Raw genomic sequence first — 15,713 nt, 5'->3', positions numbered from 1 at the left:
TAACTAAAATAATCTATATTATTCTTATTTAAAATTAAACACGTTATTTCAATGATTTGTGAATTATTTGGTATTGTTTGGTTAAAAGTGAGTGTTAATTTGTGTTACTTAGATTTACATTTCACGTGATTTTAACAAGTAATTTTGCATTGGGTTTGTCTAAAGAAGCATCGATAACTGTTATGCTATATGTCATATTAGGCAACAAAAAAACGATTGTCCTATCTCTGTGATTCAGCGTATTAATGACAGCTGAAGAAGATTGAGTTAATGCAGATATAATGGAAAAAATGCATAGCTCTAGCCGATAGTCCTTGCATCGGCTTAGCCAAATTTAGGGTAAGAATATGACCAATACCAATTACACAGAAATATCTCATTCCGACGATTGTGAAAAATACGTCAATCAGTTCATTCAAGAATTTCCACTGCGCCGTGCTGAAATTGGTCAAGGCACAGTGATAAAACGTGCTTTACCGAGTCGGCATAAACGGATGATTGGTGCATGGTGTTTCCTTGACCATGCCGGTCCAGTGCATTTTCCTCAAGGTGATGGCTTAGATGTTGGGCCGCATCCACATATTGGTTTGCAAACATTTACATGGATGATTGATGGCACCATGATGCATACCGACAGTTTGGGCACACATCAGTTAATTCAGCCCAAACAAGTCAATCTCATGACAGCGGGTTATGGTATTTCGCATACTGAGGTTGCTCCAGAGTCTGAAACACAAATGCATGCTGCGCAGCTTTGGATTGCATTGCCAGATGACAAAATCAATATGGCGCCCCAGTTTGACCATTACCCAGAGTTGCCTGTGGTGACACAAGACGGGATTGAATTGACGGTATTGGTGGGTGAATTTTTACAGACTAAATCGCCGGTAAAAGTACATAGTGAATTATTGGGTGTCGATCTGCGTAGTTCGGAAAGTCAAAGTACCGTCCTGCCGCTCAATCCAAAATTTGAATATGGCTTTATGGCCCTCGAAGGGACTGCCAGTATCAATGGTCACGAGCTAAATGAAGACAATATGGTGGTACTTGAGCCGGGCTTAACCCAAGTCAAAATTGACCTACATGCAGGTGGCCGTGTTTTATTATTAGGAGGTGAACCTTTTGAATCACCGATTTTGCTGTGGTGGAATTTTGTGGGGCGCACACAAGAAGAATTGAATATTGCCCGTGAGCAGTGGATTAATCAGGACGAACGCTTTGGCTCTATTCCAGACTATGATGGTCCACGACTAGAAGCACCGGCTTTCCCTGACAAAATACGTCCATCACGTTAACTTAAAAATAAAAATGAACAGCCGTACCTGTGGTAAAAATGGTGCGGCATAACCATGAGGGAGTCATTATGGGTATCGTCGCAACGGCAACAGTAAACACCTTAGAAGCACCGTGGTCAGGTGAAGTTCAGAGTGCAAAACATCAACTTATTACCGATAAGCCCGAATCATTTGGTGGCGGGGATTTAGGTTTAGCACCGTATGATTTACTGTGTGCCTCCTTAATTTCATGCACCATGATTACCTTGCGCATGTATGCAGCACATAAACAAATTCAATTGGGTGAGTTTCGTGTTGAGGCAGACTTTTGTGCGAACCGTGAAGGTGCTGAATGGGTTGAGCGACGTCTACATTTTCAAACGCCCTTGGATGCAGAATTAGAGCAAAAAATCTTGTCCATTTGTGAAAAAACCCCAGTGACAAAAACTTTATTGCGCAGTGTAGACATTAAAACCACTCTAGTTTAATTTAAAAGCAGGTCGCTGCTGTACTGTGCAAAATTTAGTTTTGATATAGCCCTAAGCAGTGATCTGACACTTTTTATGATTTAAGTACTTCAAAATAATAATGGCTTGCCAGAAATAAGAAAATTTTAGACTTCATATAGGAGATGAACCCATGCGGGTGCTACATCATCTAGAAAAATCTCGTTCATTTCGTATTTTATGGGCAATGCAGGAATTAGGACTGGATTATCAGGTTCAGTTTTATCTGCGCCAGCCAAATTTGTCTGCTCCCCCTGAGCTTAAAGCCATCCATCCTTTAGGGAAGTCGCCCATATTGCAGGATGATGGACTGGTCTTGGTAGAATCTGCAGCGATCTTGGAGTATTTACAAGAGAAGTACGATCGACATGATTTTTTTGCAGCCAAGGCGGAACATTCAAAACAACAATATCGCTTTTGGATGCATTATGCCGAAGGTTCTCTGATGCCGTTATTGGTGATGCAGTTGGTCATGAGCAATGTGCCACGCCATGTACCTTGGGTCATCAAACCCGTAGCTAATCGCATTTGTGATGGGGTCAAAAAAGGTTTTGTACGACCTCGCTTAAAAGAACATATCGAGTTTTTAGAAAACCATTTAGCGGAAAATGAATATTTTGCGGGACCGTTTAGCTTTGCGGATATTCAGATGACGTTTCCATTAGAAGCCGTCATGACCCGAACGCAAGGGCGATATCCACAAATTCAGGCTTTCTTACAACGGATGCAACAGCGTCCTGCATATCGCCGTGCCAAACAACAAGAACAACAGTTGGAAGCACAGCAAGACCGGCGGGATGATTCTGCTTAGCTCACATGATACAAGCGTTCTTTAGGGAAGACGACTTTAAACAGCGAACCACGGTTTTCTTTGGACTCAATTTCAAGGTGTGCCTGATGTTGCATCAAAACGTGTTTCACGATGGCAAGACCTAAACCTGTTCCTCCCGTTTGGCGACTACGTGCGCTGTCCACACGGTAAAACCGTTCCGTTAAACGGGGTAAGTGTTTCGGGTCAATCCCGATACCCGTATCTTCAACGGTAAAATAACCATGCGTACCATCATCATGCCATCCAATGGTCACAGTACCGCCTTTGGGGGTGTATTTAATTGCATTGGTGATGAGGTTACTAAAGGCACTCGCCAATTCCATATCTGATCCGATTAGGTCACAGTGACTATCAATCTCGAGATTCAGTGTATGTCCATAATCCACATTGTAAGCATGTGCATCGTCATATAGTTGGTTCATTAGGCTGGGCATTTCAATGATTTGATTTTTAGCAACTTTTTTATCATTTTCCAGACGAGATAATAATAACAAGTCATTAACCAAAGCATTCATACGGCGGGTTTGAGACTGCATTTGATCGAATGCGCGTTTCCAGCGTGGATTTAAATCTTCCTGATCGGTAAAGGTTTCGATATAACCACTTAAAACCGTGAGCGGTGTGCGTAGCTCATGTGAAATATTATCGACAAAGTCTTTACGCATTTGCTCAAGGTTATGCATACGTGTGACGTCATAGGCCACCAGTAATCGACTTTCGCGACCAAAACGGGTCAATTTCACTTGCACATAATGGTCTTCAAGTACCGATGATTTCATTTTCAAACCATCGGGGGCTAAATCGATATTGGTAAAGTATTCGATAAAACTGGGCTGTCTTAAAATACTTAAAATATTGCGCCCTTGATCGAGCTGTTGAATCCCCAAAAGCTTTTCTGCGGCAGGGTTCCACCATTCGATTTGGTGTAATTCATCAATCAATACCACCGCTTCAGCAAGTGCCACCAAGGAAGATTGAGCGCGGTCAATTAGGCCGACCATTTCAGCTTGTACGATGCGTTCTTGGCGCTGCGCACGGTATACATTAAAGAGCAAAGCCCCCCAAATGCCGTCTAAATTCGGCGGGACATCATAGGGACGGTTTGAAATCCATTCGTTGACCAAGTACAGCGAACGCATTTGCAATGCAAAGAACACTGCAAAGGCGATTAAGATGCAGATCCATAAGTACCCGATACCAAAGCCGATGAGTGCAGCAATGAGTAGGAAAAATGCCAGAAGTCTCAAATCCTGCTTGGCAAAAGTCCATAAACTGCTGTAACGGAATTTTTTATGTTCACTGGCAAGTTCAGGGACGGGATACGGTTCGTACATAGAAAATTAAAGACCTAAAATGACTAACCCATCACAGCGTCTGCACGGGTAGAGAAACGGTAACCTGTACCACGAACAGTTTGCACATAACGATCGGCTTGGAAAGGTTCAAGAACTTTACGCAAACGACGAATATGCACGTCAATGGTACGGTCCTCAATATACACGTTTCCACCCCAAACCTGATCTAATAATTGAGCACGGGTATAGGCACGTTCAGGATGAGTCATGAAAAAGGCCAATAGACGATATTCAGTCGGCCCCATATCTAAAATGGTGTTGCCAAAGCTGACACGTTGGCTGACTGGATCGAGGATTAAGCCATTGGCATCAATGGTTTTTTCACCACCCAATGCATTTGAGCGACGTAGCACCGCTTTAATGCGTGACACTAACTCACGGGTGGAAAAGGGTTTGGTCATGTAGTCATCTGCGCCTGCGTCTAGACCTTGGACTTTATGGTCTTCTTCACCGCGTGCAGTGAGCATGATGACTGGAATTTCTGACAAATTTTCATCGCGTTTTAAACGACGACATAGGTCTACACCACTCACGCCGCCAGGCATCATCCAATCCAACAAAATCAGTGCAGGACGCTGATCCACAATCATTTGGTGCGCTTGTTTGGCATCTTCAGCTTGCTGACATTGAAAACCAGCCATATCCAGTGAAGTATGGATCATTTCCCGAATCGGGAGTTCGTCGTCGACGATTAAAATATAGTCATCTTTCACAGCGCAATACCCTATTTTATGTAAACGGTAGACCGTTTTATATTTATGACAGGCTTATTACAAAGATTAATTATGACAGTATCATTGCAAAAATGATCTTTCATTGGGGTTTAGAAAGAAATTGTGACAATTTAAATCCTGAAATATTCAACAACATTGGCTTTGCATCATGTTGTTGTCACAAAAAAATCATTCAAAAACTTGTAAAGATCAGTGTTGAGCTCAGAATTTATTTCCTGGGTTTTTCAGAAAAAGCATCCAACAAGGCCAAAAAGACCACGCTACATGACGATAAAACTTCATCAATCGGCTGTTTATAACCACTCATGACCCAGCGAATCGCGATTTGGGTGACATAACCATTGAGACCGGTTGCGACCATTGAAATTTCGCGTTCTGAACGATCAATATTCGGCATCATCAGCATGACAAAGGCATGAATCATACGGTCAAAGCGCATCATGGTTTCATGAATCGTGGCTTGGTTATGTAGCTCTTGTACCAACATGGCATCGATATAAATGATGCGCGCCATACGTGGATTATTTTTTAAGGTTAACAGTAAGGCGGTTAAACCTGCTTCAATCATTTTTTTAGAATCGGTTGATGCTTGCATGATGGCTTGCATCACGTTTTGTTGCAGTTCATCGATTAATTTTAAAAAAATGGTTTGGAACAGTTGCTCACTTTTCTTAAATGATTCGTAAAAATAGCGTTCGGTCAGCTTGGCTTCCAAACAAATATCTTTCACGGTCACGGAAAAAAAGCCATGTGTACCATAGGCTTCTATACCGGCTTCAATCAGTTTTTCACGTCGCGCTTGCTTACGTTCACTGAGAGAAAGCCCTTTAAATTGACGTTCCTTCACATTTTTTGCCTGTTGTTGTTCTGTGTGATTTGTTGCATCTGTCATGAAAATATACGCTGAACTAAAGCAGAATTTTGTCTTATTTTAGCAATAATTTCAGTTTAAACCTATGTTTAAGCATTGGCGATTTCAACAGCTTAGCACGTCCTAAGATGACATTGACAATATGTATTGTCAAAACTATATTAAGTCGACGAACTGCACATATTGGTAAATGAGATCACGCTGTGATAAAGCCAAGCGGCAGCATAAAGGAATAAGGAATCACAATGAAAAACTTCAAAAATAAAGTGGCTGCCATTACAGGTGCAGGTTCAGGTATTGGTCAGCAATTGGCAGTGCTTTTGGCGAAACAAGGCTGTCATCTGTCTTTAAGCGATGTGAATGAGCAGGGTCTTGCGGCAACCGTAGACTTGGTGAAAGCCAGCAATGTACGTGTAACCACGCAAAAACTCGATGTGTCAGACCTTGCGGCAATGAAAGCATGGGCAGCACAGACCGTTAAAGATCATGGTTCGGTGAATATGATTTTTAACAATGCGGGTGTGGCATTGGGCACGACCGTTGAAGGCGCAAGCTACGAAGAGCTGGAGTGGATTGTCAATATTAACTTCTGGGGTGTGGTTTATGGCACCAAGGAGTTTTTACCGTATATTAAGCAAAGTGGTGAAGGTCATATCATCAATATTTCCAGCTTGTTTGGCTTAACGGCACAGCCAACACAGTCGGCATATAATGCCACTAAATTTGCAGTACGTGGCTTTACCGAATCTTTACGCCAAGAATTGGATATTGAAAACTGTGGCGTGAGTGCGCTATGTGTTCATCCGGGCGGGATTCGTACCAATATTGCCAATGCCGCAAAAATGAATGATAGCCTGAAAAGTTTAGGCATGAACCCGCAAAAATCGGCACAGTCCTTTAATAAATTCTTGCGCTGTCCACCTGAAGAAGCGGCTCGTCAAATCATTGAAGCAGTACAAAAAGATAAGCGTCGTTTATTGATTGGTAATGATGCAAAAGCGATTGATTTAATTCAACGTTTTCTACCGACGGGCTATCAAAAATTAACAGCGATGGCGACTAAATTTGGTCAATAAGCGGTAATTATAATCGATTGAAAAGAGCCCACGTCAGTGGGTTTTTTTTATGCCCAAAGGAAAGCCCAAGGCGTATTGCTTATTTCATAAAATGAGATATAAAAATGGAAATATCTGATGATTTGAAATAAGCAACTGTTGAATAACCAACAGTTTTTTGGCGTCAAAACCAACAGAATCTATCGGGTTTGAATAATAAAACTTTAAAAAATAAATACTTAAAATGTTGGCACAGTTGTTGCCATATTGGAGTGAACAAAACTCACCACTGTATGGAACATTTATGAGTACTTTTACGCATCGATATCTTTCTGTTTTTCGTGTCCTGCAACAGGCATGTTGTTGTGCTATGACACTCGCGATGATGCGCGCTTAAATTCTAAAAGCTGTCTTCGAGTTTCGGTCGTGCATAAGTTGAATAAAACCTACGACCACTCAGATTAATTTTTAAAAACCCACGCAGTACATTCACTTCATGCACCTTGCATGGGGTTGGGGGATTTTGCGCTTTGGGAAAAATGTTAGTGAAACCAAATCATGAAAAAAACCACATTAACCGTTGCGGTCGGACTGATTTTATCCGCAACCAGTCCGCTGAGTTTTGCATCGGATGAAGCACTTCAGCAAGAACTGAGCAGCTTAAAACAACAAATTGAGAGTTTGCAAAAACGCTTAAATGCAGTGGAATCTGGGACGACCAAAAGTAAAGTCGTAGAAACGGCCGCGTTGACGACAGAAGATCCGAGCAACGCCGCTGATGTTGAAGGTGAAACGCAGGTTTCAGAAGTGACCGCAGCAACATCCGAAGATATCGACGGCTTACGTGCAGATATTGAAAACTATAAGTACGATCAGTCACGTCAATATGAACGTCAAACCACCAAATCGACTCGTGATACAACCCTGTATGGCACAGTTCAACTACGTGCCAGTGCGCTCGATGAAACGGGTGTGTTGGGTTCAACCAAATCGACATTTGATATTGGGACTGCGCTGATCGGTGTACGCGGGAATTTATTCCGTGATTATAACGAAGGCAAAAACCTCGACTATCAATTGTCCTTTGGTTATGGCAAACGCAATGATGGCACCAATAACAGTAACTTTAACTTACTAGATGCCTTTGTTCGCTATAACGCTTTTGCCACCAATGCGGGCCCTGAAACTGCCAAACTCAACTTTACGCTCGGTCAGCAGTTATTGCCCTTTGGTCTAGATGTGCAGTCTCCTGAAGATTTGCGTCCGACCATTAATACCGCTGCAGCTTCGACCTTTCTAGGACTGTTTAACCGTCAAAATGGATTTATCGTCCGTGGAGATGCCAAACCTTTTGTCGACTTTGCATCGAACTACCGTGCGCCGCTATTTGAGTATGCCTTAGGGTTGACCAATGGGAACGCCAGTAATAAGGCAGATGACAACAATGGCAAAGATTATATCGGTCGTGTGGCTTTTACCTTGCCAGTGGACTACGCCAGCATTTTCCGTGAGTTGAAGTTTGGTGCCTCTTATATCAAAGGCGAATCGAAAATTTCAGCCGGCGGAATCACTGATAATGCTGCGAAACGTGATCGTTTGGGTTTCGATATTTATTATAACCACGCACCATTTGGTGTGACCTATGAATATCTGCAAGGCAAGACCGATTATGTCGACACCGTAGCCCAAGACATCAAAGAAGCCAAAGCGGAAGGACATACTTTTACCGCTTTCTACACCTTGGGTGATCAGTTCTACAACAGTATTAAATCCAACGCCAAATTTGATGATTTCTGGCCGAAGTCAGTCCAAGGTTATTACCGTTTTGACCGCTATAACCCGAATAAAAACAACGCAAGCTATCTCGATACCGCGAGCGGTCGTATTGGTGAATATGACATTCACTCTTTGGGTTTAAACCTATTTTTTGCGCAAACCACAAAATTCCAATTACAGCTGAATCACTATCTGTTTGATGTCGAAACGGCAAATCAAAAAGACACCAATGAGCTGCAAGCTCAGGTTCAGTACACCTTTTAATTCAAATATTTAAACCATTAAGGAACATTTAAAATGAAAATTATCTCTAAAAAAATCGCAGCCACATTCTTGGCACTTTCAGCACTTGGTTTAAGCGTTCAATTGCATGCTGCCAATCCCAAAGAAATTCGCATTTCAGTATCAGCTGCGGGTGAGGGGGGTAAACCCAAAGTGGGCGGTAGTTTTGTAGCTACAGCACATTTACGAGGTGTGCTCGAACAAGAATTTAAAAAAGATGGCATTAAGGTGAATTGGCTCTTTTTCCCAGGAGCAGGCCCTGCAACCAACGAAGCTTTAGCCAATGGCAAAGTGGACTTTGCATTGCATGGCGATTTGCCCTCATTGGTTGGACGTTCAACGGGATTAAAAACCAAAGTGTTGTTCTCGACAGGGCGTTTTGGTCCTACCTATGTGGTGGTGCCTGCCGGATCAAATGCTAAATCCTTTGCAGATCTAAAAGGCAAAAAATTCTCCGTCTTTAAAGGCACCAATGGTCAGATCGTCTTTAACCGTGTATTAGCAAAATACAATTTAACTGAGCGCGATTTACGAGTGATTTCGCAAGATGCCTATTCGGCGCGTACTGCGTTAGCGACAGGTGATATTGATGCCACGATTACTTCACCGTTTAGTTTGCAAGCGCGTGGTGTGGCGAAAACTTTACTAGAAATTAAAGATCCGAAAGTATCACCGATTGCACACTTTTGGGTGACCGAAAGCTTTGAAAAACAATATCCAGAGGTGGTGCAACGTGTCGTAACGACACTGATTAAACAGGCGCAGTGGAGTTCTCAAGAAGCCAATCGTAGCGCGCAATATAAACTTTGGGCACAAAGTGGCATTCCGTTGGTGGATTATCAAAAAACGTGGGATGGCTGGAATTTAAAAGACCGTACTACACCGCTATTAGACGAGTTCCACCGTTCACAAATTGACAGTGCTTTAAAAATTGCCAAAGACGCTCGTTTAATCCGTCGTGATGTGGATACCAAAACATGGTATGAGCCGAAGTATCTGAATAATGCCTTGAAAGAGCTGAAGTTAGAGGGTTACTGGCGCCAATTTAATGCTCAAGGTCAACCGAAGTAAGTCGCAGCCATGAGTCGTCCGATTGAAAGCAATGTGATTGCCAGTCCATTAACCACCAAATTTATGAGCAGTTTTGTGCTGCTTACGATTTTGGCTGGACTGGGTGTGGGTGTAGCACGGGTATTAATTTCCTTGTATGCCGTGCATTTAGAAGCCACCGAATTGCAATTGGGGCTAATTTCTGCAGCGCAAAATTTTGGCATTTTGATCATGGCATTGCCGATTGGCGTGTTGGTACAGCGCTTTGGGTCTTTGAAAATATTCTGCATCGGCAGTGTGTTGGGCGCTGTGGTCTATAGCTTAACGCCACTCAAAGCTGGTGCATGGTATCTCTTTGCGGTGACAGCCTTGGTGAGTTTTGTCTTACCCATGCGTTTTGTTTCGATCAATACCGTTTTTCTGAGCAATTTAAAGCGTTTAGGTCCAGCCCGTGCGGGTTGGTTTCGCGGTTCGCACATGATGGGATATTTCCTGATTGCACCTGCATTGAGCGTGTTGTTGATCGAGCATTTCGGCTATGGCGGAAGTTTTTATGTGGTGTCTTTGCTTTTTTTAGGCACCTTGCTGTTGGCTCCGTGGTGCTTTCAACGTAGCACTCCACAAGCGACGAATCGCCCGCATTTTCAATGGCGAGATATTGTGGCGCCTTTGGCACTCATCAAAACCCATGCCTCACTGCGGATTGTCTGCATATTGGAATTTTTGAGCAGCGTGGCAAATAACTACTTTGGCTTTTTCATTGTGGTGATTGCTATTCAAAGTTTTGCACTTTCAGAGCCTATGGCAGTGATGCTGCTGACCGTACAAGGCATTGTCTTTGTGGGTTCGCTATTTAGCATGGGCGGTTTGGCTGAGCTGATGGGTTATCAAAAGTTTTATTTGATTGGCCTAAGCCTGATGGCAACGGCATTACTGATTTTAGCCTTAACCAAAATCACGCTGTTGATGTGGCCTGCTTCGGTCATGTTTGGACTTGGACTCGGTATGTTGCATATCGCCAATTTTATGTCTTTCGCCCGAGTGGGTGAGCAAACCGCGATGGCTAAGATTTCTCCAATTTTAGCCCTCGTCGGACCTTCGGGTGGACTGTTGGGTGGCTTGATAGGCGCCGTATTTGGCGCACAGGTTGGACTACAAAATTTATTTTTACCAATCGGGCTGGTGTTTATTGGTCTGATTATTTTGATCAGCAAAGATCAGGAATTTATTCAATTTTTAAAACCTGATGTCTCAGAACAGAGCGTAAAAGGACAAGAATTATGAGCCTTACGGATGTATCTGCACATTCGGTTCCCTTGCAAAGTGACCGAAGTGCGTTGGATTTTTTTAAGACCTATTTAAAACTAACTTTGCAAGTGGCGTGTGGACTTCTGATGCCAGTTTTGTTGTTGGGTCTATGGTATGTGGCAACACTTAAACAGTGGTTGCCTGAGCAGATTTTACCTGCACCGAGTCTGGTGTGGCAAAGCACAGTCGAATTATGGCAAAGCGGTGAATTGAGTTTTCATTTTGCCATCAGTGCCAAACGTATTTTATGGAGTGTCTTGCTTGGTGCCAGTGTCGGGATTTTGCTTGGTACTGTGTTGGGATTAGCAAAGCGTAGTCGGGACTTTATTTTTCCGACGGTGAATCTTGTTGCGCAATTTCCCATAGTTGGCTGGATTCCATTATTGATGATTTTCTTAGGCATCGATGAGGCTTTGAAGATTGCCGCTATTTCATTGGCTGTGTTACCACCGCTGTTGATTGCAACCTATAAGGGCATTACTAATGTGCCGAATAGTTTGATGGAAGTGGCAGAGGTTTACCAATACAGCAATTGGCAGAAACTCAAAGAGGTGATTTTCCCAGCAGCATTACCCAGTGTGATCAGTGGTTTACGTCAAGGCATTATGCAGGCGTGGTTGGCATTGGTTTTTGTCGAGTTATTAGCAAGTAGTGAAGGAATTGGTTATCTCATGGTGTGGGGACGTCAGCTAATGCAGATGGACTTGATCTTCATGGCGATCATTCTGATTGGTATTACGGGCTATGTCTTAGATACCTTGCTGGCTTGGTTAGAAAAAACGGCACGCTTTCACGCAACCCGAGTAGGAGGGAACTCATGAGCATTCTTTCATTACACGGGGCAGCGCGCCAAGTCTTAGTTAAAGCAGCAAAAGCACTCGTTCTACCTGTGGCATTTATCGCACTGTGGGCAGTAGCCTCACAGCAAAATTGGGTTGATCCAAAGTTGATTCCTAGTCCATGGCTCGTGCTGCAAAAAGCAGTAACCGTGCTCCAACAACCGAGCTTTTTGACAGGCTTTGCCGAAAGTTTGGCACGTAATTTTATTGGCTATGGCATAGGTGCGATAGCAGGTGTGTTGTTTGGGATCTTGATCGCGAGTTCACGCCTTTCGAATTGGTTATTTGCACCGAGCTTTCATGTATTGCGTCAAATTTCGCTGTTTGCATGGTTGCCACTAATTTCGACCTTTTTAGGTGAGGGACACGGCGCCAAAGTGCTGTTTATTACCTTATCGGTGTTTTATCCCGTGGCGCTACACACCTTTGAAGGTGTGAGCAGTATTTCGCATAAATATCGTGAAGTGGCCGAAGTCTATCAATTTCCCAAGGCCTACGCGTTTCGTAAATTGATTTTGCCCGGCGCTTCGGCTCAGATTTTTGTCGGTTTACAACTTGGGCTGATTTTCGCATGGCTTGCCACTATTGGCTCTGAATTTTTATTGGCGAACTATGGCAATGGTCTGGGCAATATCGTGATTCAAGGGCGTCAGGCTTTTGATGTCGAACTGATTATTTTTGGCATGTTGCTGATAGGAATTGTGGGCGTGTTGCTCAATACGGTACTGACTTGGGTTGAACGTAAAGTTTTAGCTTGGCAGCAGGTTGGATAGGAGAACATAACAATGAAAAAAATGACAATCCATAACATTCCTCAACTCTGGCGTAGCCTATTTTTAGCTGCCTTGGTCGGTGGCACAGCCTTGGTTGGTTGCAGCACGCAGCAAGTGGATGAACCTCAGCAAATGGCTTTAAAAGAACTACGCTATCAAAGCTATCCGGGACTGGTGTCTTTGCCTGAGTTGGCACAAGACTTGGGCTATTTAGGCGACATTAAACTCAGTTATGTCGGCACAGTACAAGGTGGGCCACAAGATTTACTCACCTTGGTGGCAGGAGATGTTGATTTCGCTGGAGCCTTTAATGGCGCTGTGGTGAAAGTTATTGCCGCGGGTCTAGATGTGGTCCCAGTCGTCGCATCTTATGGCAGTGATGCTGAACAAAACGTGGGTTTCTATGTGCTAGAAAATAGTCCTATACGTGGCCCACGAGACTTTATTGGCAAGAAAGTCGCAGTGAATGCCTACGGGGCACATTATGACTTTGTGGTGAAAGACTATTTGGCTCGTCATGGCTTAACTGACGATGAAATCCGACAAGTTGAGCTGATTATGTTGCCACCAGTGAGCTCAGAACAAGCTCTACGGAATGGTCAAATTGATATTGCGGTGTTCTCAGGCATTTTGGAAAAACGGGCCTTAAAACATGGTGGTGTACGTAGCATCTTTAAAGATATTGATTTATACGGGCCCTTTACCGCAGGCAGTTTTTCGATGCGTGGAGAGTTTATTCAAGCGCATCCTGAGTTGGCTCGTACTTTTGTCAGTGGCGTGGCCAAAGCTCAGGAATGGCTACACAACACGCCGAAAGAGCAAATCATTGCCCGTATGGAAAGCATTATTGAAAAACGTCAACGCAATGAAAATACAGCACTTATTCCATATTACACAGGCACAGGTGTCCACGAAGTCGGTGGCGTGCAAAAAGATCAAGACTTTGCCCCATGGGTGAGTGCCTTAGAAAAAGAACACAAATTAAAACCGAATCAAATTGAGGTCAGTCGCATCTATAGCAATGAATTTAATCCCTATGCGCAAGACCAAAAATCAAAAGGAATATAACAATGACCAGTGCATTACATTTAGATCACGTGCGTAAGGTATTTCCTGCACAAAACCATGTCGGCAGTAAAAACTATAAGCCTGAATTTGTTGCTGTAGAAAATGTCACTTTGGATATTCAGCCGGGTGAATTTGTTTCAATCGTGGGGCCAAGTGGCTGCGGAAAATCTACATTATTAGACTTAATTGCGGGTTTAACCAAACCGTCGGCAGGGCAGATTTTACTGAGTGGCAAGCAGATTACTCAACCGGGTTTAGACCGTGGCATTGTGTTCCAGCAATATGCGCTCTATCCATGGTTAACCGCACTGGAAAATATCGAATTTGGTCTAGAAGCCAAAGACGTAGCAAAAAAAGAACGCCGTGAAAAAGCCGAATACTATTTGCAGCTTGTGGGTCTCAGTGGCTTTGAAAAGCATTATCCGAATGAGCTTTCCGGCGGGATGAAACAGCGGGTTGCGATTGCCCGAAGTTTGGCTTATGAACCAGAAATTTTATTGATGGATGAGCCTTTTGCTGCCTTGGATGCGCAAACCCGAGAAACCTTGCAAGCCGAGTTGATCAATATCTGGAAAAGCTCGAAAAAAACCATCGTTTTTATTACTCACAGTATTGATGAAGCGATTTATCTGAGTCAGCGTGTGGCGATTATGACCTCAAGACCGGGGCGGATTAAGGAAGTGATTGAAATTCCGCAAAGCCTGCGCAGCTCGAGTGAAGATGTCCGTTCATTGCCTGAATATGGCCGAATTCGCCACAAAATTTGGTCATTGCTCAGTGAAGAAGTGATTAAAGCGCAAGCCCTCGAAAAACATAAACAGCTTGCACATAACTAAAATATTCAGAGGATTTATTTATGTCATCGACTAAACAAGCCATCAGTTATACGCAATCGTATAACGACATTAAACCCCGACTACAGTTCACATGGTTAAACACGGTCTTTAAACGCACCATTGCCATTGTGGCTTTTTTCTTGCTGTGGGAGATTCTGCCGCGGAGTGGTGTGGTCAATCCGGCTTTTTTACCGCCGTTATCTGTGGTATTGGAAACTACATGGCAGCTATATCAAAGCGGTCAATTAGGCATCCATTTCTTGGCCAGTATAAAGCGTTCCATTATTGGTTTCATTTTGGCCCTAGCGATCGCAATTCCTTTAGGTCTCATCATTGGTTGGTACAAGCTCGTGGCTGAAACCTTAAATCCATTGTTAGAATTGTTTCGAAATACCACAGCATTGGCGTTAATGCCGCTGTTTATCTTATTTTTAGGCATTGGTGAAACCTCAAAAATCAGTCTGTTGGTCTACGCGTGCACATGGCCGATTTTATTGAACACTATTACAGGCGTACAAACGGTCGATCCTTTACTGATTAAATCGGCACGAACCATGGGCCTAAAACCCTATCAATTGTTCCGAAAAGTGATTCTGCCTGCGTCGGTTCCGACGATTTTTGTCGGTATCCGTCTAGCAGGGGCAATTTCTATTTTGGCCTTAGTGGCAGTAGAAATGTTTGGTGCCAAAGCAGGTCTGGGATATCTGATTATTTATTCGCAATTTAGCTTTGAAATTCCACAAATGTTTGTGGGCATATTAGTCATTACCCTCGTGGGTTTATCCTTTAACTACTTCTTGATTGGACTAGAAAAATACTTTACAGCATGGAAACGTAACCCGGTGGAATAATCTAGACGAAATGGAAATTAAATAAAAACCTCGGGATATACCGAGGTTTTTTATTGCTGATTTTTTATATTTAAAATAATGCAATGAATAAAGAATGATGTGGATGAATATTTAATTGGAAGTTTTTTTCTGGATTATTATTTTAATGTAGAGAAAATAAAAATATGACTTATTTATAATAGACTTCTTTCATAATTCATTTTTTGCTCAGCTCTAAATTATAGATTCCCGCAATTAAATTGAATCTTAAGCCCAGTCTTTTTCCTCGATTACGATATCGCTCGGCAAGGATTTTGAAAGTTT

At 43.0% G+C, this 15,713-nt stretch carries 15 protein-coding genes and 1 pseudogene; 12 read left to right on the top strand and 4 right to left on the bottom strand.

All coding sequences use genetic code 11. The annotated features are described in order from the left end of the window. The first annotated feature begins 347 nt into the window (after positions 1-347). The 3 genes from FTU36_RS12850 (at position 348) to FTU36_RS12840 (ending at position 2,591) form a co-directional block, all read left to right on the top strand. Positions 348-1,295 (top strand): pirin family protein, encoded by a 948-nt coding sequence (locus FTU36_RS12850; protein ID WP_180118179.1) that lies wholly within the window; start codon positions 348-350, stop codon positions 1,293-1,295. 68 nt (positions 1,296-1,363) lie between these two features. After that, the gene (locus FTU36_RS12845) at positions 1,364-1,762 is read left to right on the top strand and encodes an OsmC family protein (RefSeq protein ID WP_180118177.1); all 399 of its coding nucleotides are present in this window, start codon (positions 1,364-1,366) and stop codon (positions 1,760-1,762) included. A gap of 151 nt (positions 1,763-1,913) precedes the next feature. Next, complete coding sequence (locus tag FTU36_RS12840) at positions 1,914-2,591, top strand: glutathione S-transferase family protein (protein ID WP_180024720.1); 678 nt, start codon at positions 1,914-1,916, stop codon at positions 2,589-2,591. On the opposite strand, the gene phoR is transcribed toward FTU36_RS12840, so the two are convergent. From phoR to FTU36_RS12825, 3 genes are all read right to left on the bottom strand, one after another. After that, positions 2,588-3,946 (bottom strand): phosphate regulon sensor histidine kinase PhoR, encoded by a 1,359-nt coding sequence (gene phoR / locus FTU36_RS12835; RefSeq protein WP_078191505.1) that lies wholly within the window; start codon positions 3,944-3,946, stop codon positions 2,588-2,590. The genes FTU36_RS12840 and phoR overlap by 4 nt on opposite strands. A 23-nt stretch (positions 3,947-3,969) precedes the next feature. Then, positions 3,970-4,680, bottom strand: coding sequence for a phosphate regulon transcriptional regulator PhoB (gene phoB / locus FTU36_RS12830; RefSeq protein WP_078194048.1), 711 nt, complete (start codon positions 4,678-4,680; stop codon positions 3,970-3,972). A 229-nt stretch (positions 4,681-4,909) separates the two neighbouring features. Beyond that, positions 4,910-5,593 (bottom strand): TetR/AcrR family transcriptional regulator, encoded by a 684-nt coding sequence (locus tag FTU36_RS12825; RefSeq protein ID WP_111885789.1) that lies wholly within the window; start codon positions 5,591-5,593, stop codon positions 4,910-4,912. A 224-nt stretch (positions 5,594-5,817) separates the two neighbouring features. Here FTU36_RS12825 and FTU36_RS12820 point away from each other — a divergent pair, with 224 nt between their 5' ends. From FTU36_RS12820 to FTU36_RS12780, 9 genes are all read left to right on the top strand, one after another. Then, positions 5,818-6,648: an SDR family oxidoreductase gene (locus FTU36_RS12820; protein WP_180022186.1), complete on the top strand. Its 831-nt coding sequence runs from the start codon at positions 5,818-5,820 to the stop codon at positions 6,646-6,648. A 537-nt stretch (positions 6,649-7,185) separates the two neighbouring features. After that, positions 7,186-8,667 (top strand): carbohydrate porin, encoded by a 1,482-nt coding sequence (locus tag FTU36_RS12815; RefSeq protein WP_180022185.1) that lies wholly within the window; start codon positions 7,186-7,188, stop codon positions 8,665-8,667. 33 nt (positions 8,668-8,700) lie between these two features. Then, on the top strand, positions 8,701-9,756 hold the full coding sequence (locus FTU36_RS12810; RefSeq protein ID WP_180118175.1) for an ABC transporter substrate-binding protein: 1,056 nt from the start codon (positions 8,701-8,703) through the stop codon (positions 9,754-9,756). A 9-nt stretch (positions 9,757-9,765) separates the two neighbouring features. Next, positions 9,766-11,019, top strand: a complete 1,254-nt coding sequence (locus FTU36_RS12805) for an MFS transporter (RefSeq protein WP_180113243.1) — start codon at positions 9,766-9,768, stop codon at positions 11,017-11,019. Beyond that, a complete protein-coding gene (locus FTU36_RS12800; RefSeq protein WP_180118173.1) occupies positions 11,016-11,864 on the top strand; it encodes an ABC transporter permease in 849 nt (282 codons plus the stop codon). Before FTU36_RS12805 ends, FTU36_RS12800 begins: the two co-directional genes overlap by 4 nt. Beyond that, positions 11,861-12,655, top strand: a complete 795-nt coding sequence (locus FTU36_RS12795; protein ID WP_180118171.1) for an ABC transporter permease — start codon at positions 11,861-11,863, stop codon at positions 12,653-12,655. Before FTU36_RS12800 ends, FTU36_RS12795 begins: the two co-directional genes overlap by 4 nt. Before the next feature lie 12 nt (positions 12,656-12,667). Further along, a complete protein-coding gene (locus FTU36_RS12790; protein WP_257224855.1) occupies positions 12,668-13,723 on the top strand; it encodes an ABC transporter substrate-binding protein in 1,056 nt (351 codons plus the stop codon). 2 nt (positions 13,724-13,725) lie between these two features. Continuing rightward, the gene (locus tag FTU36_RS12785) at positions 13,726-14,559 is read left to right on the top strand and encodes an ABC transporter ATP-binding protein (RefSeq protein WP_180118168.1); all 834 of its coding nucleotides are present in this window, start codon (positions 13,726-13,728) and stop codon (positions 14,557-14,559) included. Positions 14,560-14,579: 20 nt separating this feature from the next. Beyond that, entirely contained in the window at positions 14,580-15,410 is an 831-nt protein-coding gene (locus tag FTU36_RS12780; RefSeq protein WP_078194039.1) for an ABC transporter permease, read from the top strand. Positions 15,411-15,606: 196 nt separating this feature from the next. On the opposite strand, the pseudogene FTU36_RS12775 reads toward FTU36_RS12780, so the two are convergent. Further along, positions 15,607-15,713: pseudogene (locus FTU36_RS12775) on the bottom strand (IS5/IS1182 family transposase); the annotation flags it as partial.

The sequence above is a fragment of the Acinetobacter sp. YH12096 genome, from assembly GCF_013419215.1.
GTDB classification, from domain to species: Bacteria; Pseudomonadota; Gammaproteobacteria; order Pseudomonadales; family Moraxellaceae; genus Acinetobacter; species Acinetobacter amyesii.
The sequence above is the reverse complement of the archived record's forward strand: the minus strand, read 5'-3'. Positions and strand labels throughout refer to the sequence as shown.

What these genes read in the sequence shown, in the direction of transcription:
- FTU36_RS12815 (WP_180022185.1), top strand. Translation starts at nt 7,186, where the DNA reads ATGAAAAAAACCACATTAACCGTTGCGGTCGGACTGATTTTATCCGCA.
- FTU36_RS12790 (WP_257224855.1), top strand. Translation starts at nt 12,668, where the DNA reads ATGAAAAAAATGACAATCCATAACATTCCTCAACTCTGGCGTAGCCTA.
- FTU36_RS12840 (WP_180024720.1), top strand. Translation starts at nt 1,914, where the DNA reads ATGCGGGTGCTACATCATCTAGAAAAATCTCGTTCATTTCGTATTTTA.
- FTU36_RS12805 (WP_180113243.1), top strand. Translation starts at nt 9,766, where the DNA reads ATGAGTCGTCCGATTGAAAGCAATGTGATTGCCAGTCCATTAACCACC.
- FTU36_RS12780 (WP_078194039.1), top strand. Translation starts at nt 14,580, where the DNA reads ATGTCATCGACTAAACAAGCCATCAGTTATACGCAATCGTATAACGAC.
- FTU36_RS12800 (WP_180118173.1), top strand. Translation starts at nt 11,016, where the DNA reads ATGAGCCTTACGGATGTATCTGCACATTCGGTTCCCTTGCAAAGTGAC.
- FTU36_RS12810 (WP_180118175.1), top strand. Translation starts at nt 8,701, where the DNA reads ATGAAAATTATCTCTAAAAAAATCGCAGCCACATTCTTGGCACTTTCA.
- FTU36_RS12795 (WP_180118171.1), top strand. Translation starts at nt 11,861, where the DNA reads ATGAGCATTCTTTCATTACACGGGGCAGCGCGCCAAGTCTTAGTTAAA.
- FTU36_RS12845 (WP_180118177.1), top strand. Translation starts at nt 1,364, where the DNA reads ATGGGTATCGTCGCAACGGCAACAGTAAACACCTTAGAAGCACCGTGG.
- phoR (WP_078191505.1), bottom strand. Translation starts at nt 3,946, where the DNA reads ATGTACGAACCGTATCCCGTCCCTGAACTTGCCAGTGAACATAAAAAA.
- FTU36_RS12825 (WP_111885789.1), bottom strand. Translation starts at nt 5,593, where the DNA reads ATGACAGATGCAACAAATCACACAGAACAACAACAGGCAAAAAATGTG.
- FTU36_RS12785 (WP_180118168.1), top strand. Translation starts at nt 13,726, where the DNA reads ATGACCAGTGCATTACATTTAGATCACGTGCGTAAGGTATTTCCTGCA.
- FTU36_RS12820 (WP_180022186.1), top strand. Translation starts at nt 5,818, where the DNA reads ATGAAAAACTTCAAAAATAAAGTGGCTGCCATTACAGGTGCAGGTTCA.
- FTU36_RS12850 (WP_180118179.1), top strand. Translation starts at nt 348, where the DNA reads ATGACCAATACCAATTACACAGAAATATCTCATTCCGACGATTGTGAA.